General features: G+C 46.1%; 26 protein-coding genes. 19 read left to right on the top strand and 7 right to left on the bottom strand.

Annotation, left to right across the window (positions count from 1 at the left end; all coding sequences use genetic code 11):
• Positions 1-68 precede the first annotated feature (68 nt).
• The gene (locus tag MHI12_RS25845; protein WP_124118117.1) at positions 69-587 is read right to left on the bottom strand and encodes a hypothetical protein; all 519 of its coding nucleotides are present in this window, start codon (positions 585-587) and stop codon (positions 69-71) included.
• A gap of 372 nt (positions 588-959) precedes the next feature.
• Positions 960-1,124, bottom strand: coding sequence for a DUF1328 domain-containing protein (locus MHI12_RS25840; protein ID WP_017692264.1), 165 nt, complete (start codon positions 1,122-1,124; stop codon positions 960-962).
• Between the two features lie 220 nt (positions 1,125-1,344).
• Between MHI12_RS25840 and MHI12_RS25835 the strand changes: the two genes are divergently transcribed.
• The 11 genes from MHI12_RS25835 to MHI12_RS25785 all read left to right on the top strand — a co-directional run bounded on the left by MHI12_RS25835 (position 1,345) and on the right by MHI12_RS25785 (position 13,617).
• Entirely contained in the window at positions 1,345-1,854 is a 510-nt protein-coding gene (locus MHI12_RS25835; protein WP_341008897.1) for a DUF948 domain-containing protein, read from the top strand.
• 68 nt (positions 1,855-1,922) lie between these two features.
• Entirely contained in the window at positions 1,923-2,456 is a 534-nt protein-coding gene (locus MHI12_RS25830) for a hypothetical protein (protein ID WP_091019329.1), read from the top strand.
• Positions 2,457-2,550: 94 nt separating this feature from the next.
• Positions 2,551-2,895, top strand: coding sequence for a general stress protein (locus MHI12_RS25825; RefSeq protein WP_017692267.1), 345 nt, complete (start codon positions 2,551-2,553; stop codon positions 2,893-2,895).
• 351 nt (positions 2,896-3,246) lie between these two features.
• Complete coding sequence (locus MHI12_RS25820) at positions 3,247-4,416, top strand: PP2C family protein-serine/threonine phosphatase (protein ID WP_047841574.1); 1,170 nt, start codon at positions 3,247-3,249, stop codon at positions 4,414-4,416.
• Positions 4,413-8,138 (top strand): response regulator, encoded by a 3,726-nt coding sequence (locus tag MHI12_RS25815; RefSeq protein ID WP_405170702.1) that lies wholly within the window; start codon positions 4,413-4,415, stop codon positions 8,136-8,138. The genes MHI12_RS25820 and MHI12_RS25815 overlap by 4 nt, the downstream gene beginning before the upstream one ends.
• 86 nt (positions 8,139-8,224) lie before the next feature.
• Positions 8,225-9,097 (top strand): protein-glutamate O-methyltransferase CheR, encoded by an 873-nt coding sequence (locus MHI12_RS25810; RefSeq protein ID WP_074096446.1) that lies wholly within the window; start codon positions 8,225-8,227, stop codon positions 9,095-9,097.
• 16 nt (positions 9,098-9,113) lie between these two features.
• Positions 9,114-10,790, top strand: a complete 1,677-nt coding sequence (locus MHI12_RS25805; RefSeq protein ID WP_405170701.1) for a response regulator — start codon at positions 9,114-9,116, stop codon at positions 10,788-10,790.
• 86 nt (positions 10,791-10,876) lie between these two features.
• Positions 10,877-11,215, top strand: a complete 339-nt coding sequence (locus tag MHI12_RS25800; RefSeq protein WP_036606989.1) for an STAS domain-containing protein — start codon at positions 10,877-10,879, stop codon at positions 11,213-11,215.
• Between the two features lie 18 nt (positions 11,216-11,233).
• Complete coding sequence (gene rsbW, locus MHI12_RS25795; RefSeq protein WP_036606993.1) at positions 11,234-11,686, top strand: anti-sigma B factor RsbW; 453 nt, start codon at positions 11,234-11,236, stop codon at positions 11,684-11,686.
• The gene (locus MHI12_RS25790) at positions 11,683-12,456 is read left to right on the top strand and encodes a sigma-70 family RNA polymerase sigma factor (protein WP_047841571.1); all 774 of its coding nucleotides are present in this window, start codon (positions 11,683-11,685) and stop codon (positions 12,454-12,456) included. The genes rsbW and MHI12_RS25790 overlap by 4 nt, the downstream gene beginning before the upstream one ends.
• A 132-nt stretch (positions 12,457-12,588) precedes the next feature.
• Positions 12,589-13,617, top strand: coding sequence for a magnesium transporter CorA family protein (locus MHI12_RS25785; RefSeq protein ID WP_405173054.1), 1,029 nt, complete (start codon positions 12,589-12,591; stop codon positions 13,615-13,617).
• 20 nt (positions 13,618-13,637) lie between these two features.
• Here the strand turns inward: MHI12_RS25785 and MHI12_RS25780 are convergent, their stop codons facing one another.
• The 4 genes from MHI12_RS25780 to MHI12_RS25765 all read right to left on the bottom strand — a co-directional run bounded on the left by MHI12_RS25780 (position 13,638) and on the right by MHI12_RS25765 (position 15,653).
• On the bottom strand, positions 13,638-14,003 hold the full coding sequence (locus MHI12_RS25780; protein ID WP_124118109.1) for a DUF5665 domain-containing protein: 366 nt from the start codon (positions 14,001-14,003) through the stop codon (positions 13,638-13,640).
• A gap of 84 nt (positions 14,004-14,087) precedes the next feature.
• Positions 14,088-14,495 (bottom strand): YtxH domain-containing protein, encoded by a 408-nt coding sequence (locus MHI12_RS25775; RefSeq protein WP_076212649.1) that lies wholly within the window; start codon positions 14,493-14,495, stop codon positions 14,088-14,090.
• Between the two features lie 64 nt (positions 14,496-14,559).
• Positions 14,560-14,817: a GlsB/YeaQ/YmgE family stress response membrane protein gene (locus tag MHI12_RS25770; RefSeq protein ID WP_405170700.1), complete on the bottom strand. Its 258-nt coding sequence runs from the start codon at positions 14,815-14,817 to the stop codon at positions 14,560-14,562.
• A 134-nt stretch (positions 14,818-14,951) separates the two neighbouring features.
• Positions 14,952-15,653, bottom strand: coding sequence for a phosphatase PAP2 family protein (locus tag MHI12_RS25765; protein ID WP_405170699.1), 702 nt, complete (start codon positions 15,651-15,653; stop codon positions 14,952-14,954).
• 178 nt (positions 15,654-15,831) lie between these two features.
• Here MHI12_RS25765 and MHI12_RS25760 point away from each other — a divergent pair, with 178 nt between their 5' ends.
• Complete coding sequence (locus MHI12_RS25760; RefSeq protein ID WP_405170698.1) at positions 15,832-16,851, top strand: asparaginase; 1,020 nt, start codon at positions 15,832-15,834, stop codon at positions 16,849-16,851.
• Between the two features lie 139 nt (positions 16,852-16,990).
• Entirely contained in the window at positions 16,991-17,716 is a 726-nt protein-coding gene (locus tag MHI12_RS25755) for a pirin family protein (protein WP_237178250.1), read from the top strand.
• A gap of 96 nt (positions 17,717-17,812) precedes the next feature.
• Here the strand turns inward: MHI12_RS25755 and MHI12_RS25750 are convergent, their stop codons facing one another.
• The gene (locus MHI12_RS25750) at positions 17,813-18,037 is read right to left on the bottom strand and encodes a DUF1128 domain-containing protein (RefSeq protein WP_017692283.1); all 225 of its coding nucleotides are present in this window, start codon (positions 18,035-18,037) and stop codon (positions 17,813-17,815) included.
• 158 nt (positions 18,038-18,195) lie between these two features.
• Here MHI12_RS25750 and yyaC point away from each other — a divergent pair, with 158 nt between their 5' ends.
• The 6 genes from yyaC to MHI12_RS25720 all read left to right on the top strand — a co-directional run bounded on the left by yyaC (position 18,196) and on the right by MHI12_RS25720 (position 25,609).
• The gene (gene yyaC, locus MHI12_RS25745; protein WP_082218945.1) at positions 18,196-18,753 is read left to right on the top strand and encodes a spore protease YyaC; all 558 of its coding nucleotides are present in this window, start codon (positions 18,196-18,198) and stop codon (positions 18,751-18,753) included.
• 60 nt (positions 18,754-18,813) lie between these two features.
• Positions 18,814-19,605, top strand: a complete 792-nt coding sequence (locus MHI12_RS25740) for an alpha/beta fold hydrolase (protein ID WP_405170697.1) — start codon at positions 18,814-18,816, stop codon at positions 19,603-19,605.
• A gap of 421 nt (positions 19,606-20,026) precedes the next feature.
• Positions 20,027-20,731 carry a DUF6483 family protein gene (locus tag MHI12_RS25735; protein WP_405170696.1) on the top strand — a complete coding sequence of 235 codons (705 nt, stop codon included), beginning with the start codon at positions 20,027-20,029 and terminating at the stop codon, positions 20,729-20,731.
• Between the two features lie 96 nt (positions 20,732-20,827).
• A complete protein-coding gene (locus MHI12_RS25730) occupies positions 20,828-22,075 on the top strand; it encodes an SAM-dependent methyltransferase (RefSeq protein ID WP_051447021.1) in 1,248 nt (415 codons plus the stop codon).
• A gap of 292 nt (positions 22,076-22,367) precedes the next feature.
• Positions 22,368-22,841 carry an IS200/IS605 family transposase gene (gene tnpA, locus MHI12_RS25725; RefSeq protein WP_307536646.1) on the top strand — a complete coding sequence of 158 codons (474 nt, stop codon included), beginning with the start codon at positions 22,368-22,370 and terminating at the stop codon, positions 22,839-22,841.
• Between the two features lie 182 nt (positions 22,842-23,023).
• The gene (locus MHI12_RS25720) at positions 23,024-25,609 is read left to right on the top strand and encodes an O-antigen ligase family protein (RefSeq protein ID WP_405170695.1); all 2,586 of its coding nucleotides are present in this window, start codon (positions 23,024-23,026) and stop codon (positions 25,607-25,609) included.
• The last annotated feature ends 583 nt before the right edge of the window (positions 25,610-26,192 follow it).

Raw genomic sequence — 26,192 nt, 5'->3', positions numbered from 1 at the left:
ATCAAAAGAGGACAGCCGCGATTGTGCGTGCTGTCCTCTTTACTTATCATTAGAACGATTATACGATGTTACTGAATGGCAACGTGGATCCACGCTTTGCCTTTCCAAGTGTATACTTGTACCCACTCGCCGCCATCGAATCCATCAACCACTTCACCTGTTGTATCGATGACTTGGGAGCCTAATGCACCGATTGGTTTACCGTTAGGTGCATCATAGAACCAAGTGCGCTCCAGAAGGTTCAGCAACATCGTTGGTGCCAGTACTTCATCACCTGGTTTTACGAGTGGCTCTTCAAACATTTTGTCATCTGTAGTCGTAGCTGGCGTTTCAGTTGTAGTTGAAGTACCTTCTGCACCTGTAGTGTCTGTTGTTGTACCTGTTACAGTCTCAGCAGTACCTTCTACTGTTTCTACAGCAGGTTTGTTCACTTCAACAGCCGGAGTTGTCGTCGTCGTTGGCGTTGTTGTAGCCTCAGTTCCTGTTTCCGGAGTTACCGTTCCAGTAACCGCTTCCTCAGCACCTGCAGCGGCAGCCATCGAACCCATCAACGTTAAAGCAGCAGCAAAACTTACGATTTTTTTCATTTTCTTTTCCTCCTCGGTTTGTTATGTAATTTGTTGTCCTGTGTTAAAAGTAACCAAGCAAGCTACCTTATGAATCACAAATTATAACAATATTTTCTTGCATTCTCCAGTGTCAACTGGCTCATATGTGGGTATATAGCAAGCCTGTAAATATCATACTTCAGTGGGATAAAACCGGGTTGGCTATCTCAAAAAGGTCCTGTTTTTTTGGGATTCATATGAGAGCGGATTGGAATAAAGCAGAAGGGAGTGCAATACATAGTATAGAAAAGTTGAACTATGCCTGAACGCACAAAAGCCAATCGGCTGGGTAGCACGATCGGCTTTTGTATGTATTCGTTTAGTAACACTCAGTCATATCAGAGCCTGAGGTTATCGCATTCGGCTGCGTCCCGTAATCAGGGAGATTACGAACAGTACAACAAAGATGAAGAAGAGTACTTTCGCGATTGAAGCAGCTGCTTCAACAATACCGAAGAATCCAAAAATACCTGCTACCAGTGCAATAATTAGAAATAATACAGACCATTTCAACATAAGTATTCATCCTTTCGTATAATTGATTGTGGAGTGAGTTGTGTTCACCTCACCGCCTTGTGTAGTCTAACTTTAACCGAGTGCTAACCGCTTGAAACATTGGTTTTTTTTCCAAGCGAGGGTATATATGAAGGGATATATAATATTGTTTCGTCCGGGAAATCGCCGGGTAACTATAGCAATAACAAACTGATGCACATATGGAAAGAGAGGTTCTTCTATGATCTATCAAATTAGCGTGGCCCTGATTGCAGTGGCATTTGCAGTACTGGTATTCTTTTTAATTCGTACCTTGAAATCCGCTCAGGGTTCTTTGGACAATGTCTCACAGACATTGCAGGAGGTACAGAAAACCATTGATGAACTTAGTTATGAAGTGAAGCAGACGGTAAGACATGCCAATGATATTACGGTGGATGTACAACACAAAATGAAAAAAATTGATCCTGTTATGGAATCTGTTGAAAATCTGGGTGAAGTGTTGAATGAAGTGACGGCAGCAGCCAAACAAGTCTCCACAACGCTGATGGCGAAATTTCAGACCAAACGTAACAACGCTGAACAGACCAAGCACGCTGAATCGGTTCATGTAACTGCACCGCCTGCTACATCAACGGATCGTACCCTGCAATCCTATGAAGCTACATATAATGGTGAAGCAAAGGGCGGGAAAAACTGGATGAAGTATGTTGATGTTGCAGCGAATGTATGGCAACGGATGCGCAAGTAACATGACCGCTTTGTAACCCATGAAGAAGCCTTCAGAGCGGTGATGAACCTGATGAAAGGGTGAGAATCATGATGAAACTACTGCTTGTGATGTTTAGCGTAATTTCTCCCTTTTCCGTTCAACCGGCAGCGGTACCCGCTGCTCACGATATGCAATGGACGGCAATGGAAGAGAAGGCGTCAGAGGTAACTCTGGCTGTTGATCGATCCGAGACTTTCCAGCATTTTCGGACTCTGAATGGCATTTCTCTGGATGACACCATGGATGATTTGTTGGCCAAGAAGGGCCAGCCGGGGCATAAGCAGGAAGATCCTTATCTGGGATGTCCTGAATATCACTTTCATGATGTAAAAGTTGGCTTGTGTGAAGATACGGATGTCATTCAATATGTGCATATCGATGCATCTGAGAATCACATCATGTTAAACGGAAAGAGAATTGAGATGAATATTGAAGCGATCCATCATGCTCTCGGGAAACCTTATTATGTGGCAGAGGACGGAGAAGTGTTTCTGCGTGGAGACCAGGCTCTGAAGGTATATATGAAGTCAGGATCTCAGCAGATTGAAGGAATTGATCTTTTTGATGACACAGTTTCCTAGGATTGGTTATTACTGAATCGTTTCAAACCTATATAGTATGGTTATATATTAAGTAGCTCGATACAGAAGATTAAATCAGAGGAGAGTGGAAACGATGAATTCAACCAATGAGCAAGCTTATGCAAAAGTGGTAGAAAACGGAGTCCAGGCGGTAGAAGCGGTGAAAGAATTGCAGATTACCGGATACCTTGCTGATCAAATCTTTGTTCTCGCCCATGAGAAGGATCGTACAGATCGAATTGCCGATACAGCAGATGCCAAAGAAATTGGCATAAAGGAAGAAGGCGTATTTGATTCCTTGGCGAATCTGTTCCGCTCACGTGGTGATGAACTCCGGGCCAAAATTGTTTCGATGGGCTTTACCGAAGCCGAAGCGGACTTCTACGAGAGTGAACTCGACAAAGGTAAAGTACTCGTTATTGCTAAAAAGAAAGATTAACCCGATATACGTTTCAAATTGAAGTTTGCTGAACATGGACAAGCTTCTGAATCATTTATGTAAAGTGCTTAATCAAAAACATAGATAAGGAATGGGGCTTTCCCCATTCCTTATCTATGTTTTTGCAAGTTTGGAAGCGGGATCAGAACGCTGCAAAAACAGGGTGGGTCGCGGGTTATTTTCACCTGTGATGGTGCCATTTACTGATAGAAGTTTTTTGTTTTTACGATTATAGTTATACTAGGAATTATTATGTCTACTGCCGTTTTGTATGCAAAATTTGTATAATCAACGTTTGTTTTAACCTAATAAGAATCGACAAACCCGGACGCCACAGATAAGGAGATATCAATGAGAATACTTATTGTTGACGACAATCCGACGAATGTCATTATCATTCGAGAAATTCTGAAAAAAGAAAACTATCGTGACATTGTAACGGCGAGTTCCGCCATGGAAATGTTTGAAGTGTTGGGAATTGGGGAGGAAAGCAACGAACTTCGTCCAAGACCGTCGGATATTGACCTGATTTTGCTAGATATGATGATGCCCGAGATGGACGGCATCGAAGCCTGCAGTATTGTGCAGAAATTTGAGAATCTGAAGGATATACCGATTATTATGGTGACTGCCATCGGAGATTCCAAGAAACTTGCCGAAGCATTGGATGCTGGGGCATCTGACTATGTGACCAAACCGATTAATAAAGTCGAACTGATGGCCAGAATTCGACTCGCACTTCGTCTAAAACAGGAGAAGGATTGGCATAAAGAGCGTGATCAACGTATTCAGGATGAGCTCAAGTTGGCAGCGATGGTCCAAAATGCTGTTTTAAGTCCGGCAATTAGGGACCCGCTGTTCCAAGTGCATGCCATCTATAAACCATCCTTTGAGCTTGCGGGTGATCTGTATTCTTGGTACCCCCTTGGGGAAGGCCGTTACGGAGTACTGCTGCTCGACATGATGGGACATGGGATATCTTCATCCCTGTTTACGATGTTTATCGCTTCCGTGTTGAAAGATACGGTTACCACTTATGTGGATCCAGAGAAGGTCATTCAGGAGTTGAACCGTCGTTTTAACCAGCTCCATCTGGAAAAACAATTGGTGCAGTATTATTTCACGGCAATTTATCTGGTCGTTGATACACGTATGAAGCGCATTGATTATGTTAATGCAGGGCATCCACCTGCTTTATTTTTCCGAAACGACGGCAGTGTCACCACATTTGACAGCGTCTGCTGTCCTGTTGGTTTATTTGACAAAATGGATATTGAACCACAAACGATCCATTATGAGGGTGACGGGCATATTGCACTCTATACGGATGGACTATTGGAAGCTGTTCAGGGCGGGCAGGAGGAACAACATGAATTCCTGATCGAAAAACTGACCGGCTCACATCAGTGGAATGAAGCTGCCATGCAGGCCATGTTTTTTGACGACGAAATTCCCCAGGAGCGGGATGATGATAAATGTCTGGTCTGGATTACTTTAGATAAAGGGGCGGGCGATGAATGAAGATCAGGAATAAACTGCTGATTGGTTTTACCGCTCTGATGGCTATTTTGATCGTACTCACGTTTGTGAGTTATGAACGCCTGAACAGTAGCAATAAGCAGATTGATCAGATGTATCAAGAACGTTATCTCAAAGTAAGGTTCACTTCTGCTGCACGTGGAGAGGTCAATGATATTGCCAAAGTGCTGGCTAACTTGTTATTGAATCCGAACAATTCCATTAGTGCTGCTGAAGGTGATCTGAAGGAGATGAAGGATCGGGGGGATGGTTACCTCGTAGAAGTAAGAAACCGAGCAGACAGTGCACCTGAACATCAACTGGTGGATCGTGTGAATACTGCGTGGAACGCTTATACATCCTATGCGACGAGACAGATCAGCCTGATGTCCCAAAGCAGGGTAGAAGATGCGAATAACTACCGCAATTCAACAGGACTCGCGGTGCAAAAAGAAGCTGTGGATAGTTTGAATGCTCTTTCCCGTTATCAGGACCAAGAGATTGATGCTGAGATCAAGAACGCTAACGCAGCGTATACGAGAGCTGTACAGATCACGATAAGTATCATGATTGCGGGGTTGTTGCTTGCATTGGGTGTCATTATGTGGGTGCTGCCGAGTATTACACGGGGTCTGAACACTGTATCTATGATGATTACCAGCTTTGGTAAAGGGCGTTACCGAACCATTCGGCGCATACAGGTCAAATCAACCGATGAGATTGGTCAGATTGCCAGTGTGTTCAAAGATGTATCCAGTGATCTGGAAGAAAAACTGGAGATCGAGAGGGCTTATGTGCAGGCTCAGCAGGATCAAAACTGGATGAGTTCAAACATCGCAAGAGTCCCGGAGCTGCTTCGGGGGATTGGCTCCATTCGCCAAATTTCACAAATGTTTATCAGTGAGTTCACACCTGTGCTTGGCGCTCAGTTGGGTGTCGTCTATCTGATCGATGAAGAGAAACATCCAGATGAACTGAGACGCTACGGTGCATACGCATTTGAAGAGAACGAAGATGTTGGTAAAGAAATGTATCGCATCGGTGAAGGCTTGATTGGTCAAGCCGCGCTGGATATGACACCAATTATTCTGGAAAATACGCCTGAAGATTATGTGCATATTGGTTCAGCTTCAGGCTCAACACGTGCTGCGGGTATCATGATCTATCCTGTTGTGTTTGAAGATGAACTGATTGGTGTAGTTGAAGTGGCTTCCTTTGAAGGTTTCAATGAACTTCACAAGCAGTTGTTCACACAACTGATTATGAACCTTGGCGTAATTTTGAACAACGTTCGACGTCGTCTGCGTGTGGAGGAGCTGCTGCGTGAATCCCAGGCATTAACTGAGGAACTGCAGGTTCAATCAGAAGAATTGCAGACACAGCAAGAAGAACTCCGTCGTTCCAATGAGAATCTGGAGGAGCAGACAGAAGCGCTTAAACGTTCCGAGGAATTGCTGCAGCGTCAGCAGGAAGAACTGGAGCATTTTAATACGGAGCTCATTGCCAAGACACGGGCGCTTGAAGAGCAGGTGCGTGAAGTCGAAGAGAAAAATGACGAAATTGAGAAAACGAAGACACAGTTGGAACAGCAAGCTACACAGCTGTCGATGACAAGCAAGTACAAGTCCGAATTTTTAGCGAATATGTCACATGAACTCCGTACACCATTGAACAGTTTGCTCATTTTGTCCCAGTTATTGTCGGAGAACAAAGGTGGAAATCTGACTGACAAACAGCAGGAATATGCGCAAACCATCTATATGTCGGGCGCGGATCTGCTGAAGATGATTGATGAGATTCTGGATCTGTCCAAGGTGGACGCAGGTAAGATGGATATCAATTATGAGACAGTTCGAATGGAAGAGCTGACCAGCTTTGTTCAGCAGAACTTTGGACCGATGGCGAATAAAAAGGAACTTAGCTTGAATATCGATTTCGACAGCGATCTACCGGAATGGGTATACACCGACAGTCATCGCGTCAAACAGATTTTACGAAATTTGTTGTCGAACGCCTTTAAGTTTACCAATCGGGGTTCGGTTAGTCTGATTGGACGACGGATGAAACCGGAAGAACTGCCGGGTTATATGAACACCAATCAGGAATATCTCGGATTTAGTGTGAAAGATACGGGCATTGGTATTCCATCGGATAAGACGGATCTGATCTTTGAAGCATTCCAGCAAGTAGACGGGACCACAAGCCGGAAATACGGTGGAACTGGCCTGGGATTGTCCATTAGCAGGGAGCTGGCACGTTTGCTTGGTGGCGCAATACAGGTGGAATCATCCGAAGGGGAAGGTAGCTGCTTTACCTTGTACCTGCCGGATAATCATGAAGAGGAAGCGCTGGCGGAGGAAGGTGCTTCAAGAGAAGCGGCTGTATCCTCAGAGGATCTTTATGAACAATCCATCGAAACACGGACCATGCTTTCAAGTCATCAGTCCATTCTCTCTCCTGATCCGGAGCGTAGCGTGGGTACAGATCTGTCTCCTACCCATACTCCAGATGTCACGCAGATCGAAGATGACCGGGAGAATATCATGGAAGGTGACAAAATCCTCCTCATCATTGAGGATGACGTGAACTTTGCACATATTTTGATGGATATGGCGAGAGGAAGAGGATTCAAAGCACTTGTTGCCCTTCAAGGTGATAAAGGACTAGAAATGGCACGTCAATATTTGCCGGATGCCATTATCCTGGATATTCAATTGCCGGTGATGGATGGTTGGACCATTCTGGGCGAGCTGAAGAGCAGTTCGGCAACACGTCACATTCCGGTTCATGTGATTTCAGTTATTGATGATATGAAGCAAGGTCTGATGATGGGCGCCATTGCGTATCTGAAAAAACCTTCGAGCAAGGATTCACTGGATAAAGCATTCTCGCATATCAAATCATATACTGAGAATCAATTGAAACGATTGTTGATCGTCGAAGATGATGAAATTCAGCGTAAAGCCATTATTGAATTGATTGGTCATGATGATGTTGCAATCACCGCTGTATCGACAGGTAGTGAGGCATTGAATGAATTACACAGCCAGCGTTATGACTGCATGGTACTGGATCTGATGTTAACGGATATGACCGGGTTTGAGTTGCTCGACCAGATTCGTGATGATGAATATCTGAACGATCTGCCGATTATAATTTATACAGGCAAAGAACTGGATTCCAAGGAAGAAATGAAGCTGCGCAAATATGCGGAGTCCATCATTATCAAAGATGTGAAGTCACCGGAACGTCTGCTGGATGAGACGACTTTGTTCCTGCATCGGGTAGAAGCCAATTTGCCGGAAGACAAGCGTCGAATCTTACAGAAACTTCACAACAAAGAAACGTTGTTTGAAGGCAAGAAAATATTGCTTGTAGATGACGATATTCGTAACGTATTTGCCCTTTCAAGTGTTCTTGAAGGTTATCGGATGGATGTGACGTTTGCTGAGAACGGCCGGGAGGCTTTGGAGATTTTGGAGCAAAATCCGGAATTCGATCTGGTACTAATGGATATGATGATGCCAGAAATGGACGGTTATGAAGCGATGACACGAATCAGACAGATTCCGCAGTTTGAAAAGTTGCCGATTATTGCGCTCACGGCCAAAGCCATGAAAGAGGATCGCGGTAAATGTATTGAGGCCGGAGCATCTGATTATGTGAAAAAACCGATCCAGACAGATCAATTGTTATCCTTAATGCGCGTATGGCTGTATTCGTAAGTTCATTATTCGTATGCTCATTGTTTGGGTAATGAAAGACAATACGACGAATACGCAAGTAACAAATGAAGAAGTGGAGAGAACTTATGACACCGTGGGAACCTACCGAGACGGGGGCAGATTTGGTCCGTATGCCGCAAGATGAAGAACGCGAGCTGATCGAGATTGAGTTGCTGTTGGAAGGCATGCACCGTTTATATGGATATGATTTTAGAAACTATGCACTGCCATCCCTGAAACGAAGAATCTGGCATCATGCACATGCTGAAGGTGTTAAGAGCATATCCGGCTTGCAGGAACGTGTTCTTCATGACCGTTCCGCGTTTGACCGTTTTGTACAGAACTTATCCATCCCTGTAACGGAAATGTTTCGAGATCCTTCGCTTTTCCGAATGTTTCGGGAACAGATTATTCCTATCCTGAGAACCTACCCGTATATCCGAATATGGCATGCGGGATGCTCTACGGGAGAGGAAGTTTATTCCATGGCGATCATGTTGCATGAGGAAGGACTGTATGACAAGGCAAGAATCTACGCAACGGATATGAATGATCGCTCTTTGCAACAGGCCAAAGAAGGCGTATATGGTATTGAGAAAATGAAACTATTTACTACAAATTATTTGGAGGCAGGGGGTACCAGAGCCTTCTCCGAGTACTATACAGCGAAATACAATTCGGTGATATTTCATCCTTTTCTAAGGAAGAACATCATTTTCGCCGAGCACAACCTGGCAACAGACCGGTCATTTAACGAGTTTAATGTTATCTTTTGCCGTAATGTCATGATTTATTTTAATGATGAACTGCGGAACCATGTGCATGGGCTGTTTCATGAGAGCTTGAGCCACTTTGGTATTCTGGTTCTGGGGTCGAAAGAATCGATACATTTTACAGAGTTCAGTGATACCTATGAGCCGTTAGACCGGACCGAAAAAATATACCGGAAGATCAAATAGGGGGTTAGGGTTAGCCATGGGGCTCAATGAACCAATCCACATATTATTGGTAGATGACCGCCCTGAGAACTTGCTTGCTCTTGAAGCAGTTCTGGAATCGGAACAATATAAACTCGTTAAGGCAACTTCCGGAGAAGAGGCACTCCGCTGTCTGCTAAAAGACGAATTTGCGGTTATCGTTCTCGATGTGCAGATGCCTGGAATGGACGGAATTGAGACAGCAAAGTTAATTAAGGCACGGGACAAGTCCAAGGATGTGCCGATTATATTCATCTCTGCGAATAGTAGAGAAGCGGAGCACTTGTTTGCCGGATATTCAGCCGGGGCCATTGATTACATGGTTAAGCCATTTATTCCTCAGATTTTGAAATCCAAAATCGAGGGCTTTGTGGAGATGTTTATCACCAATAAACGTTTGAAGACACAGACCATGCTTCTTCACCAGAAGACACAGGAACTGGAGAAGATGAACCAACAACTCATTCAGGCCAAGGAAGAAGCAGAAATTGCAGCCAATGCAAAGACCGAGTTCCTGGCAATGATGAGTCATGAGATTCGTACTCCGATGAACGGAGTCATCGGTATGGTTGATCTGCTGATGGAGACGGAACTGAGGGAAGATCAGAAGGAATATGCAGACATCGTTCGTCGCAGTGCAGATGCACTCGTTACGGTCATCAACGACATTCTTGATTTTACCAAGATGGAATCTGGCAAAATGGAACTTGAAGAGCATCCTTTTGAAATTGTCTCCTGTATTCGGGAAGTGTTGGGATTATTTGCTGCAGAAGCAGGCAAAAAGAACCTGGAACTGGATTATTTCCTGGAAGATTCTGTCCCTGAATTAATCTACGGAGATATGGCAAGGCTCCGTCAGGTTCTCTTGAATCTTATTGCCAATGCGATCAAATTTACCGATCAGGGTGGAGTGTATCTGATCGTGTCAGTTAAGGAAGAACAAGACGGAGAAATGGCATTGGAGTTTGCAGTTAAAGACACCGGGATAGGTATCGCTTCAGACAAAGTTGATCGCCTGTTCCAGCCGTTTTCCCAGCTGGATACATCCATGACACGTAAATACGGTGGAACTGGCTTAGGACTGGCAATATGCAAGACTCTGGTTGAAATGATGGGTGGACAGATCTATCTGGATACAACAGAGCAACGGGGAGCGACGTTTGTATTTACAATTCAGGCGAAACGTTATATAGAAACTGAACTGGTCCAGAGGAACGGGGAAGAGAAGCCAACGGATGTGAAAAATGAGAATAAATATCCTACGGTATTAATCGTGGATGATCATCCTATTAACCAGAAGTTGATGGCGATTATGCTCGGTAAGCTGGGGTTGCTCTCAGACATTGCTGAAGATGGGCAGAGCGCACTCGATATGGTAAACGGTAGCCGTTATCCCTATGACTATGTGTTTATGGATCTGCAGATGCCTGTGATGGACGGTTTGGAATGTACACGGCGGATTCGAGAAAGCCTATCCGAGTCTGATCAGCCAATCATTATAGCCATGACTGCTAACGTGATGGAAGGTATTCAGCAGCGCTGTATTGCTGCCGGCATGGATGATTATATTAGTAAACCGGTGAAAATGGGCAATGTGAAACAGAAAATAGCCCAGTTTCAGAAACAACGACAAATGTTAGATCCAGGCCCTTCAGCCATGAATCAGGCCAATTGAAACATTTTCCAAACTTCTTTCTGTTTCACTCGTGCTGAAGTTGGGTTATTAGGTAAGGAAACCATTGATCAGGAGAGAGATGTCTAATGAATACAAATAAAAATGAAAAATTCAATGCAAGAACTGAAACACAGGACGGCGTATGCACGGTGTATCTGACTGGCGAACTGGATTTGTCGGTTGCTCCTGACTTCCGCTTGGTGATGGAGCCGCTGGTGGATAACAAGGAACAGGATCTTGTGATCAACATGAAAGAATTGAAGTATATCGATAGTACAGGGATTGGTATCCTGTTATCTGTTCTGAAGGCTAGACATGGAATGGAAGCTCGCTTTGAAGTACAGGAAGTTCCTGCGCAGATTCAGAAACTTTTTGACATGACGGGCATCGCCAAATTCTTTGTCACACAGAAGAATTCCCAATAGGAAAGGATCGAAAAAGGAATGAATGCAGAAGTTCAAAGAGTCACCCTTAATTTACCTGCGACAGCTGATTACGTTGATATTGTAAGACTCAATCTCTATGGAGTAGCATCCAAAATGGGATTTTCCTACGAAGACATTGAGGATATGAAAGTTGCTGTATCCGAGGCCTGTAACAACTCTGTATTGTATGCCTACTCACACGAAGGCGGCATGGTTGAAGTTGTATTCGAAGTGGATGGCGAAACATTGTCCATTATTGTCAAGGACGAAGGTGCCAGCTTCGAGAACATGAACCCTGCTGTGTCACGTGCCGGTCTACACGACAAAGAACTGACGGAAGCACAGATTGGCGGACTTGGGTTCTACCTGATGCAAGCCTTGATGGACGATGTCAGTGTGGAAAGTGAGACGGGCAAAGGTACGAAAGTAGTACTCGTAAAACGTCTTGCAAGAAGTGAGGAGAAAGTATGAATGAAAAAGTGACTCCCCCAGAGTCCATGTCTGAAGCTATAGGTTTGATCTGGGAATACCAGCAGACCCAAGATAATGAAATTGCAACAGTTCTCATCCGTAAATATGAACCAATGGTCAAGATGGCAGCAGGTAAAATCGCTCGGAATCGCCCCGATCTATACGAAGACTTGTATCAGACCGGGCAGATGGCTTTGATTCGTTTGCTTAAGCAATACGATATCAACCTGGGTATTCCGTTTGAACCTTATGCCATGAAGAGCATGATCGGTCATATGAAGAACTACTTGCGTGATAAATCCTGGTATATTCAGGTGCCCCGGAGGATTAAGGAAAAGGGAGCCCTTGTGCAACATGCCATTGATGAGTTAACCGTTAAGCTGGAGCGCTCACCCGGTGTGAACGAAATTGCTGAATACCTTGATCTGACTGCAGAAGAGACAATTGAAGTTCTGGCTGGTCGGGAATGTTACCACTATGTATCACTGGATTCTCCTTTATCTCAGGATGACAGTGCAGCAACATTGGGAGAACTGATCAGTGCAGATGTTAATGACTATGATTCGGTCGAAAAACGGATGGACTTGCAACAGGCATTGGGACAATTGAAGGAACAAGAACAGCAGGTACTTATTCTAGCATTCCAGGATGGCCAATCTCAGCGGGCAATTGCCCAGAAGCTTGGTGTTTCACAGATGAGTGTATCTCGGATTCAGAAGCGAGCTACAGAGAAACTGAAACAGATCATGTCTAATGCTTCAATGTTATGACAAATGGAACCCTAATTTTGTTGAGTACGGCATAAAGAAGGACACGTCAATGCGCTGAAATGCATACGTGTCCTTTTTGGGATCAAAAGATATGGGTATACAATGAACATGAGTGCAGGAGTGGATAAAGTGATTGTGAACCAAATCAAGTTGGAAGCTCGCCGTGACAAGTTATCTTGCTCGGACCATTGGCAATGGTGGGATTGGGTTGCACCTGACACCGATAGCATGAAAGATGCGTTGGAGGAGCTGACAGAGGCATTTCCGGATATGCAGTATTGGCTTAATAAGATTCCGGAAGTGGAATCGAATTATTTGTCCGTCCGTTTCGTGAATGGTACAGAACCAGTCATATTTGGCTCATTGTTGTATGCGATCAAGAATGAGAGAGATGACAAAAGAAAAGATAATCAGATGTTTTTCTATGTCGATCGTAATAACCTGGTTACCTTAAATATGGATGACAATACACGAGGTATTATGAAAACGGATGAACGTGCCCATATGTTACAGCAATGTAGTGAAGCCAGGGACGGGATGTTTGTACTTTTTCGTGCAATACTGCATTACTATCATGTGGGTATGGATCACTTTGAGATGAACCTGCGTGATCTGGAACGGAAGATGGAGTCTCGTAATGCACGTACCTTGATGGACCAGATTTTGGCCGCCCGATTTGAACTGTTATACTGGAGCAATCTGTTTATCCCCTACTCGGAACTGATGGCTGCTGCCCATGAGGCTTATCTCAGTGAAATAAACGAAAATCGATATTTCCAGCAGCTCCAACATCGAGTAGAGCGAATGGAACGTTTGTTTAGTCACTACGAGAAAGAGATCGATACGTTAATCTCCATTGATAATGCGATCTCCGGTGTACGTGGCAATGAGATCATGAAGACGTTGACCATTGTTACTGCTGTGTTCATACCTGCCACGGCAGCTGGCGCGATATGGGGGATGAACTTTGAGAACCTGCCCTTTATCGATAAATCATGGGGAGTTGTACTGGTCCTTGTTGTCATTATCTTAAGCATGATCAGCATGTATGTATGGCTGATGATGAAAGGCTGGACAGGAGATCTGCTCAAAGTGAAATCCTCACAGCCTTCAGCTGAAGAGACAGAGAAAAAAGGAGCTGCGGAAAAACGTAAGGGATAGCCTACTGTTGGTTAGTCCTCTTAGTTTTTGTAATCTTCAATATAACCAAGCAAGTCAGCGATATATTGGCCCACAATCGGCATATTCACGAATTGGCTGAGAATGAATGCCAGCAAACCGAGAACAACAAAGGTACCCACAGTCAGACCTAGACCTCGTGCCATGCCCGCTGTGAAATTGGTAATAATCCGCTTTTTGGGACTGCTATAATTCTCAATAATATCCTTGATCTGTGCTCTCTCCAGACTGTCCGCAATCTGGTCCAGACGGGTGTTCAATCGCTTTACCTCATGACGCAATTCAAAAGGATGCTCGCTCGTATCATACTGCTGTGCCGGTGTTGCTCCCGTAATTGGAGTATTACCGTTAATTGTAACTTTACTCATAGTATTTGTCCTCCTCAACTCGCATTGGATAAAAAATAGCCAGCTGGAGTGCAGCTGGCTATTGGTCACTCGATCTGTATCGCCTTACAGGCTGGTCGAGTTAAGTTCTTTACGTGCATCTTCCTTCGCTTCAACGGAAGCGGCAGCCACTTCATCAGATGCACGGGATGCTTCATTAGCCACATCAGCGGACGCTTTTCTCACAGAGTCCATTACATCATTGCGGCCTTGATTTACCGTTTTTGCAATATCGGAAGTTTTGGAAGAGACCGTTTTAGCCAGTTCAGTGGCTTTGTCACTTACAACAGTTGCCACTTCTTTGGTGCGGTCAGTAACGATGCCCACTTTCTCGGAAAGGTCACCACGCAATTCACGTCCCGGTTTAGGCGCAAAGAGTAGTGCTGCTGCAGCTCCCAGCAAACCCCCGATGAAAATACCTTTTGCGAAAGTTGAACCCGTCTGTACAGGATATTGCTCTTCTGCTTTATTCATGTCTAATCACTCCTTCTTCAATTTAAGAAACAAATACGAAACAACGAACACCTTGTTGCCCGAATCAGGCAGCCTGTCTTAGCAGTCTGGACACAAGCCCCAGCAAGAAAACAAAGAGCGCTGTACCAATGATGGCAGGTATGATGGCAAAGTCACCGATAACTGGTCCCCAGTTACCAAGCAAAAGTGCTCCCAGCCAGGCTCCGGCAAATCCGGCAATCATTGCACCGATTATGCCTCCAGGCATGTTGTGACCGGCAAGTGCATCTCCGATCAAACCGATGATGACAGCCATCACAATGCTGATAATGATGCCCCACATAACAACCGCCTCCTTTAAACTTGATGTAGGATGTTGTCTGTTCGCGTTTGCTTACTTCGTATATAAACGCCGTGCAACCCTGTGAAACAATAAAGATGGGGATGAATGAATTGGAAATTGGAGGAATTCATTCTTTAGTGGGTTCGTTTAATGCCTTTAATCATGCAGAAGATCCATGCCAAACCAGCGGCAAATCCCGTAAATACATCCGTAGGATAATGAACACCCAGCATGATGCGGCTGATGCCGATGAAGAAAATAAAACTGATGCCGCATAAAACAGGTAGCCACACACCGGAATTGGCATACCGATGTCGTTCAATGGCCCAGATTACAAAGAGCATGCCGTAGAAGCCCATGGAGATCATGGCATGGCCGCTAGGGAAGCTGTACCCGTGAACGACCAGCAGATGATCCAGTTCAGGTCTGCTTCGTCTGAAAAATTCCTTCAATAACGTGTTCAGAATCCACATCATGGCAAAGCTCCCCAAGATCGCATATCCATATATAACAAACCTTGGACTGCGTTGCATGAAGAAAAGAAGGGCAAAACCTCCGGCAGCCACAGCAGAGATTTTGAATGAGCCCAGTGCGGTTATGAATGCAGTGTAAGGGAATAGATGAAGACGTGAATCCGAATTGAGATAAAATAATTGCTGAATTTGATCATCCAGACGAATAATAACATCAGCACCCAACCAGGCACCCAGACCTGCCAGGATAAATACGACCGAAGCGCTGAGGGCCAGACCAGCCAAACCCCAGTTGAGGAGTGGACGTAACAACGTGCCGGGAGTTGAACTGAATGAGGCTGATGAATACGTTTTGCGCGGCATAGTGAGTTTCTCCTTCAATAGTTGTAGTAGATGAACATAGATTGATAAAGCTATACCCGAAATACCTGTCGAAAAAACTGTAAAAACGTCGCTTTTGTACTATACTATTTAAGATATCCCATGCGGCGTCGTGACGCAAAGCAGAGATGAATTCGGGAGCACAAAGGAGAGAACTCGCATGGAGAGTGCCTTGTTAATTAAAGAATACCGTGCAGGCGTCATGGAATGCGCCCATTACGGACACATAAGTATTACGGATGAGTATGGCCGAATCGTATACTCGGCTGGTGACCCTCATTTTAGAGCGTTCACTCGTTCATCTGCCAAACCTTTTCAAGCCATTCCAGGTATTCGGGCAGGAATTGCCAGTCACTATGGCCTATCATCACAGGAGATCGCCATTATGTCCTCTTCGCATCGTTCGGAACCGGAACACATTCGGGTGCTGGAACAGTTATCCGGTAAGATCGGATTGGGAGAAGAATGCCTGATCTGTGCACCAAGCTATCCGCTTAATGAAGAAAGCCGTAATCAATGGTTACGTGGACAAGGAGAGAAACGGCGCATCTTGCACAACTGCTCCGGAAAACATCTGGGAATTCTGGGGTACAGTCAGATGAAGCAGGTTGATCTGGGCAGTTACGCTGAACCGGATCATCCGGTGCAACGTGAAATTCTTGAAACCTTTGCCGACCTGGCAGGTATTGAGGAAAAAGAGATTGAGCTTGGGACGGATGGCTGCGGCTTTCCGGTATTTTCTTTGCCGTTGTCGGCATTGTCGAACGCTTATCTGAAGCTCGCTTGTCCGGATCTTATCGCTGATCCTTCCACAAGAACAGCTGTAGAGACCATTACATCAGCTATGAATGAACATCCGTTGATGGTTGGTGGAACGGAGCGTGTAGATTCAGTGCTGCTGGAAGACGATAACATTGTAGCGAAGGGTGGATTCAAGGGGGTATTCGGTTTTGGTCTGAAAAAAGAAAGACTGGGAATCACCTTCAAGGTGCTTGATGGTTCCGAGGAAGAGTGGGCCTTCATTACCCAATCCATCCTGAGACAGATTGGTTATTCCAATGAGAGAACCATTGCCCGATTGGCTGAAGTGTTCCCTTCGGACATCCGAAATGATGCGGGTACCCTTGTAGGTCATGCAGATAGTGAGTTCATTCTCCACTCACTTGAAGATAGCGTATAACCTTAAGAAGGGGCGTGATTAGAGTTGCCGGACCCCGGGTAAAGATGACATACCAACTGGTATTCATCTATACAATTCATATACACGCATGGACTGCCGCGGTAATGTGGCAGCTCTAAACCCTTGGAGGTGGATGAACATGATTAAAGTGGTGACATCGGAAGAAAGGCACACGTCGGATCGAGGTTGGATACACAGTGAATTCAGCTTTTCCTTTGCGGATTATGATGATCCAAGCAACGCTCATTTTGGCTGTCTGTTGGCTCATAATGAAAACACGCTGATGCCGCAAGAAGGCTTTAAGAAACATCCACATCATGATCTTGAACTTGTCAGCTATGTCATATCGGGTACACTTAAACATACGGATAGTATGGGAACAGAACAATTGCTTGAACCGGGTACGGTCCAGGTGATGAGTGCGGGTACAGGAGTGGAACACTCCGAGACCAATCCGTCAGCGGATGAACCGGTACGTTTCCTCCAGATGTGGTTTTTGCCATCGGAGCGTATGCTGAAACCTTCCTATACGAATCGGAGAGTAGAGCCGCAGGAGCATTTGAATCGTCTATGTCCGATTGTATCCGGGCAAGGGGGCGAGGGAAGCGAAGGCGCATTGCCTATTTCCCAGGATGTAACCTGTTACCTGTCCCATTTGGAGTCCGGGAAAAAGTTGATGTACCCGCAACACGAAGATCGACGGACACATCTTTTCCTGATCAGTGGACATGTAGAGATTCATTGTTCGGATGGCAACTTCAACCTCAAGCCGGGCGATGCCGCACGAATTCGCAAAAGCTGTGATCTGCAAATCACGAGCACAGACAGTGAACCTGCTGAATTTGTTTTGGTTGACCTGCCTTAAGGATGGGATGTATTCCGTAAAAGATATTCTGGAAATATAAACATGTGAAAAAGGACCTGTTCCCACGGTGATGTGGAAAACAGGTCCTTTTTTTGCTTAGGATTTACGAAGATTACCCAGTTCCGAAGCGACAGCTTCCACTTCAGAGATACTGAGATGTTCCTTGCTCAAAATCATTTCATACAGGTCAAACAGATCTTCATATTTCTCAAGTGGGAATGAAGAAGCTTGCATGGCGGCACCGCTTGCCATACGAAGTTTGGTTTTGATCGCTTCAATCATATATTCCATATTGGCTGCTGTTGCTTGTGTTAAATCCATCGTTAAGTTCATCCCTTCCGTATCGGAAACTCTTGTTATTGTATCATGATTGGAAGCGCTCAGGCTAATGCTTTTGCGAGGAAACCAAGCATCGGTTACAATGATGGATACAACAACAGGATTTAACGGAAGCCTGAGTGTACTGGAGGGAATACAGCTTGGCAGCGTATAAGCGAGAAATGGTTCGCCATCAAGGAAGGGAAGTCCGCAAAGGCGTGCCTGCAGAGAATCTGGTCTTATTTTTCAAAAACATCGTTCAACTTCATTCTCCAGCTGAAATCACGTTTGTCTGCATCGGTACTGATCGTTCCACCGGGGATGCTCTGGGTCCACTGACAGGAAGTTTACTGCAAGAGAGCGGAATGGAGAACGTGATTGGCACGCTGTCTTCCCCTTGTGATGCAGATACGCTGGAAAAGAAATTGGCACTTATTCCTGCACACCATGCCATCATAGCAATTGATGCATGTCTGGGTCCAAAGCAGGCGGTAGGTACATACTATCTCTCGAATAACCCACTCATTCCGGCCCAATCGGTCGGAGGCAAGCTACCTCCTGTTGGACAATACAGTGTAGCAGCTGTGGTTAATGCGAATGGACCAAGGCCCTATTCCATTTTGCAGATGACCTCGCTTCACTTGGTCATGGGGATGTCCCGAACGATTGCAGACGCCGCAATTGAAGCATGGAAATGGAGACAAACGTTTCATTCATGATATGTAGGCTTAATAATATACAACCTGAATTATTTAATTCGCGCAGAGAGAGGGATTCATATGGAAAAAGTGATGTGTGATGGAACGACGATTTGTTATGCCGAACAAGGTAAGGGAGAAGCACTCATTTTGCTCCACGGATACTGTGGCAGTTCATCGTATTGGGATGAGGTCGTACCTGAACTGGCACGCAGCTATCGCTGTATCGTACCTGATCTGCGTGGACACGGAAAAACAGATGCACCTGTAGGAAGTTATACCATCGAACAGATGGGCAACGATGTATTACAGTTGATGGATGAGTTGAATGTGGAAAAAGCGGTCCTTCTGGGACACTCGATGGGGGGATATATTGCGCTCTCGATTGCACAACGTCACCCGGAACGTTTGAATGCATTTGGTCTGATTCATTCCACAGCCTATCCGGACAGTGAAGAAGCCAAGGAGAAACGCCTTCGCGCCGTTTCCACCATTCAAACTGAAGGTATCGTGAATTTTGTAGATGGACTGGTTCCTGGCTTATTTGCACCGGAACATGTGGAATCGTTATCTAAGCAAGTCACACGTGTGAAGGAAATTGGATACCAGACTGCTCCTCAAGGTGCGGTTGGTGCTGCACTTGCTATGCGAGAACGCCCGGATCGCCGCGATGTGTTATCAGCTACACCTTTACCTGTATTGCTGGTTGCGGGAGAGAAGGATGCTGTTATCCCGCCAGAACGTACATTTACAAGTGACAAGCCACATATTGTGCAAGCCGTGATTGCGGGTGCGGGTCATATGAGCATGTATGAAGCTCCTGAAGAATTAATTCAGGTCATTAAACAATTTATGGATGGATTATCAAAGTAATTGATGATGATTTTATTAGGGCGTGTCTGAAAACTCCGAAGGAAGTAGATTTTACTGAATTTTCGTTCCAAGCAAGGAAGTTTTCCGCAGGCGTGCCGGGGCACGTCAAGGGGAAGTGACGCAGCATGGGGCAAAAAGGCGGTAAAAGATGCACTTCAGCGAGTTTTGAGACACGTCCTAGAATATAGTTTGGTTTCTGGATGATTCAACCTCTTGTGGAGGAGGAGTACCCAGTTCCATTTCAACCGAGCCCCTGCCACGTCCCTTTGGGATAGGCAGGGGTTTGGTGTGTTCATGTCCAGAGCAAAGACACGCGTGTCTTGTTTTTGGCTTTTTGTCATGGCATGAATTAAAATAAATATAAAGGAACGATATGAGAACGATTGAATGTATAGGGTCGAATGATGAGGGGGCATACAGCATGTTCAGAAAAGATTATCTGCTCCGCATGATGGAGGAAATGACTGAAGCAATAGGTAAAGTGTTCACGCTCAAACAGCAACGTAAGCACACCGAGGCATTGTCTGAACTGGATGAGCTGATGCGCAGGCAGTTTGGGTTGAACTTATCTCTACTGAACTCATTGCCAGCAGAGGATGTTATTGAAATGTTCCGTTTTCGCGGAATGATTGAGGTAGACAATCTGCAGCAAGCCGCGAGGCTGATTGAAGAAGAGGCTTACATCTATCAAGAGAAGGCCAAAGTGGAAGGCATCGATGATCAGGAGAGAATGGACGCAGAGGATGAGGCTGTCATTCGATTGATGAGATCACTTCATTTTTACCTGTATGCATTGAATCATGGCGCTAATCCCAAGTTGTTGGACGCACCGGAACGGGTAGAGGGTGTGTTGGGGCTTACGAAAGAATATGAACTTCCTGCTCGAACTGAAAGACAGCTTGCCCTGTATCGTGAACAACAAGGACGTTACGATCAGGCAGAGAACAGTTGGTACAGATTGCTCCAGCTTGGTGATGAATTTCCGGTGAGCTACCGAGATGATGTACAGGCGTTCTATGAAAGGTTGAGCCAACTCACGGATGAACAGCTGGAGCATGGTGGTTTGCCACGGAACGAAGTTGAAGAGGGACTAGCTGAACTAAGTCGTCAAGAGATGAACTCATAAAATATGGATTGGATCAAGGCCTGTTACATGCCTTTACTTGGAGAGGGAACGGAATTGTGGTATGGTAACGGTTGACCAAACCAAACCGAAAGTGAGATGTACCCCGTGGATTCATTGCGAAAGCTTATACAAGACATCTTTGAACAGAATTCGCTGATTACAGCGACCTGGAGCCAGCTGCGCAGACGGGACAATGTCTCGTATACCAAAGTGCAAGTCAAGCCGGTGACACTGAAGAATCAGCTGCATTATCAATTTGCATTTCATTATAACAACAAAGTGCTGCACGAGAATTTGACTCCGGCTGAAGCGGCTGAGCGCATGACTTTGTTATGCGAAGAGACGTTTCGTCAAGGGCTGCTCTGTACGACCGAGGCAGACTATCAAATTTTGATCAGCAAAAAATATAAAGTATCCATTCTGACTAAATCTGCTTCCAAAACTGCGGTGGATCTGTCGCATAATCGCAAGAAGCAATATGTATTGGAAGAAGGGGTACCTGTATCGTTCCTCGTTGAACTTGGTATTATGAACGAAGAAGGTCGTGTGCTCGCCCGCAAGTATGACAAGTTCAGACAGATCAACCGTTTCCTCGAGATGGTGCAGGATGTTATTCCGCATCTGCCCGAGGGACGACCACTGACCATCGTTGATTTTGGTTGCGGCAAGTCTTATCTGACATTTGCGTTATATCATTATCTGTCTGTACAACAACGTCGTTCACTCAAGATTATTGGGTTGGACTTGAAGGCAGATGTAATTGAACACTGTAATGACCTGGCTAATCGATTGCATTATGGCGATCTGAAGTTTCTGGTTGGAGACATCGCGGACTACGATGAATTGAATGAAGTGGATATGGTTGTCACGCTTCATGCCTGTGATACAGCTACCGATGCTGCTTTGGAGAAGGCAGTTCGTTGGGGAGCTTCTGTTATTCTGTCAGTTCCTTGCTGTCAGCATGAACTGTTTGATCAAGTAGAGGCTTCCGTGATGAATCCATTGTTGTCCCATGGTATTCTCAAGGAACGTTTTTCCGCACTGGCTACGGATGGGATTCGTGCCAAGTTGCTTGATCTGATGGGATACAAGACACAATTGCTTGAATTCATCGATATGGAGAATACGCCTAAAAACATATTGATTCGTGCTGTTCGTGGTCAGGCCGGCGAAGTGACGGAGATGTGGAATGAATATACGGCTTTCCGTGATTTCATTCATGCCGATCCATATTTGGAGCGAGCTTGTGCTGATTTGCTTCCTGGCGATGGCAAGCAGGCCAACGGGAAATCAAAATCGAGCAAAGAAACCGTTCAGGATTCCGCAAATTGCGACCTTTGCTGAGTGTGCCAATGCCAATCCAGGGACATACTGCTATTAGGGTCTCTGAATGTAAAATGATATTCAATGCACATACTTCGTAGCAAGCAACATCATAACTGTCAGATGTATATCAGGCAGAAGGACCCGTTATCGGGATCTTCTGTCTTTTTGTTATGGCTTTAGCCAGTTGAGTGCGTGTAACGCGCGAAACAAAAAACCACCCGCTATGCGGGTGGAGGAATCGAGGGTTTGACCACTAAGACCATTCCGATAAAATTGAGATGTTCAGGCTCAAAGAAAGGAATGGTCTTAGATGGCAAACAAGAGCTATAGCCTAGCTCACACAAAGTGGATGTGCAAATACCACATTGTATTCACCCCGAAGTATAGACGGAAAGAAATCTATAATCAAGTGAGAAAAGACTTAATCGAAATTTTTAGACGTCTATGTAAGTACAAGGGAGTAGAAATTATAGAAGGTCATATGATGCCCGATCATGTTCATATGTTGGTAGCGATTCCACCGAAAATAGCTGTCTCCACGTTCATGGGATATCTAAAGGGAAAAAGTTCGCTAATGATATTCGAGAAGCATGCCCAGCTCAAGTATAAATACGGCAATCGAAAGTTTTGGGCAGAAGGGTACTATGTGAGTACAGTGGGTCTAAATGAAGCAACGGTAAGAAAATATATTCGTGAACAAGAAGCACATGATCAAGCGTTAGATAAGCTGAGTGTAAAAGAATACGAAGATCCATTCAGCAGTAATCGGAGCAAAAAGAAGTAAAACCAGTTTAACTGGTGAGTGAAAGTGACAAACAACACTGAGCCTGAACAGCCCTGCTGTCAGGCTAGCGTCTTTAGGCGCAGTTTGGCAACAGGGGGTTATACCCCCAGAGCAAACCACCCGTTGGACGGGTGGTCCTGATTATGCATACGGAGCGGTGGAAGGAAGGAGTGTGTATAAGGATGAAGAATAGGACAATGGATAAAGTTGTAAGGTATAGACGAGGGTATGCGGCGAATGAGGAAATGATGGAACAGGTGTTTGAGGGGTCTCACCATGCAAATGGTACAGAATCTGTAGATAACAAGGACTTATGTAATGGGGACAATAAGGGCAGTAAAGACAGTACATATAATAGGGAACATACATACAACAAAGATGATACGTATAAAAAAGATGACAAAAATAATCCAAATGGAGCTATCCAGACCGATGCGTCAGGGAATTTTTCTCAAAGTTTGAAGTGTAAACGTTATTCAGGATCTGGGTGGACTGTTGGGTTGGGCATACTCTCTATTGTCTTGCTACTCGCAGGGTGTCTGAGTCGGGGATTGTATTATTCGGCCGATCTATATCCTGTCCTTTTGATTGCAGCAGGAAGCATATTGATCATGTTTTTGCTTTTCCTTGTAGGTATTCGTCCACAGAAGGCGAGTGAACGAATACCCATGTCATTGGTACAGGGTCAGGGGAGACTCGAACGAATCGTTGAGAAAATATTCCGATTTCCGGGGATGTGGCGGGTATTGTGGCCGCTGGGGATGATGACATGTTTTGGGGTACATGCGTGGGCAGGCTCGGTGAGTAAACAGGGCAGCATGGATGAGATGCTACGGTGGAGCCTGCTCGCGATGTTTACTCTGCTCACTGCAATACTGGCTGCGCGCACGGATGGTACGCGTTGGTTAGCCTGCGGTTGGCAGATGGCAGGCGGCTTGCTTGTGCTAAGCGGTATCCTTGCCGTGTGCGGGATATTGCCGCTGCCCTTCGGGGTGATGCGGACTGCTGACCCCGAGATCAGCTCCGCCGGAGCAAGGCTTGGCGGACTATTGCAGTACCCGAATGCGTACGGTGCCGTTGTTGGCATGTACGCATTGGAGCGGCTGATAGCCGCCGCGCGAGTCATAGCCCGGCCTGTGCCGGCCGGGCGACTCATCGCGGCAGTGCTGCCGCTCATGCCCGCGCAAGCCGCGCTCCTGCTGAGCGAGTCGCGCGGCGCTTGGCTGGCGACCGGCTGCGCCGCGGTCGCCGCCTTTGCTTTGCAGCGGCGCGGTGCCCGCCTGCCGCTGCTGCTGGCCACGGCCGCGCCACTGGCGTGCGCGGCCTGGCTATACCGCCAGCTGGCTGCTGCCCAGCTGGCGCCTGCACCCGTGCCCGGCCTGCTGGCACTGGCCGGGGCATGGGCAGCTGCGCTGCTCGGCACGCTGCTGCTGTGCCGTCTATGGCACAGCAGCGCCGCCAAGGCTCCGCGCGCCGCTGCCCTGACGGCCATCGTGCTGGCGGGAGCCGCCGCCGCACTGATGGCCGTGGCCTCCACCGCCGATCGCCTCGCGGCGGGTGTCGGCACTGGGGTGTCCCGCCTACAGATGTGGCGGGACGCCCTCCAGCTGTGGACCGAGGCCGCATGGCTCGGCCACGGTGGGGATACATGGCGCAACATGTTTCGCGCCATTCAATCCTCGCCTTATGTTGGAGGCGAGGTCCACAACGGCTTGCTCGATCTCGCCCTGGACACGGGCATGCTCGGCATCCTGCTTGTCACAGGGTGGTTTCTCCTCACCCTGCGAAGCATCTTTCATTTTGCACCGCAGCTCTTTCCATCCGTGTTTGTTTTTGGTCTGCATGGGACGATGGACTTTGACTGGAGCTTTACATTATTTTGGATGCTCTTCATCTGGCTCGGTGCTTGGGCAGTCGCATTGAAGACGGAAACAGAGGGAGTCCAACGATCCGGCGTAACTGTGAAATACACTCCTATCAGATCCAAATCGGGATCTAAATTGAGATCTAAATCGAGATTTAAATCCAGATCTCTTTTCTTGCGATATTTACCAACCCAATCCCACCCATCAGCTGTCCCGATGCGTTCCTTCTTTCATATTTTTCAGCGAGTAACTGCTCGGCTAATAAGGGTATCCACAGTGATGATCATCCTTTCCTGGATTGGTGGAACAGTCTGGCTGACCTCTCGATATGCCGTAGCAGAAGTGCAGTACCGTCAGGCGATGTCTGAACCGGATGGCACTCCAGCACAGAAGATGCATCTTATGGCTGCCCTTCAGTCTAACCCGAATCGATCGGATATCGTGATATCTCTTGCGCGAACGCTCCCGGGACGAGAAGCAGAATCACTCCTTTTAAACAGCCTGTCCCATTCCCCGATGCACCCTCAGATTTACATCGAACTGGGACGATTGGCAGCACAATTCGGCGAAGGACAGCAGGCTGGAGAATATTTTGAAAAAGCGATCGCATTGAATCGGTATGATGGTATTGGCCAATCCGTGGCTTTGTATTGGATGGAGCAGGCAGCGAGGCGGGAATGGAAGGCAGGATTCACGGATCGAGCCCAACAGACTGCCGCCGCTGGTGTCCAGATGTATGAACGGTATCAACTGTTGGCTGAGGAAGTGGAAGCAGGGGACGTTCGTAATGATCGTCGTTTTGTACTGGAAGAACATGCTCCAGGCTATGGAGAGAACCTGCGCAGGCTTGCTTCGGCTTCTTCTCCTCCGTTCACTCCAGAGTTGACCAAGCGGAGCCCTTGAATAACTGCTGGATCTTGACGTTTACCCAAGTTATATGATGATGGATGTCAGCGTCTAAAAATTCTGGAAGTCCAAGCTGGCTGCTCCTGGCTGATAGGTATGCGATTTTCTAAGGAACACAGGACGTCTTATTTGGCCTTTAGCTCCTCTTTTTAAATTGTAAGGAACATCAGACACGTTATTTCCGGAAATTCCCTAACAAAAGCCCTATAAAAGTCCAAAATTCCGATATAACGTGTCTCGGATTCCTTAGATTTCTAAAAGTGCTTCAAATCCTTGAATAAGACGCCTCAGATTCGTTACCGCTCATGGGCTTGGTCTTGAGCTTGAGTTATGAGTATGAGTTATGAGCATGAGCATGAAAATATAATCCCAGCTTATATTCATGCTGCCCGTGGTGGTCGGCTCCATGCTCTGCTCGATCCGCAAAGGGTCGCACTCGAATTCCGTTCAGAGCAAAGCTTTACATCATAAGTGAGAAATTCGCATTATATGTCTCTATCGCTTGCTCGTACGTGAAGGAGGCATTAACATCACACGTTAAGGACTCAGTGCCCTTGCCTGTTCCTAACATGTTCAGATT

The sequence above is a fragment of the Paenibacillus sp. FSL H8-0280 genome, assembly GCF_045040665.1.
GTDB classification, from domain to species: domain Bacteria; phylum Bacillota; class Bacilli; order Paenibacillales; family Paenibacillaceae; genus Paenibacillus; species Paenibacillus xylanexedens_A.
The sequence above is the reverse complement of the archived record's forward strand: the minus strand, read 5'-3'. Positions and strand labels throughout refer to the sequence as shown.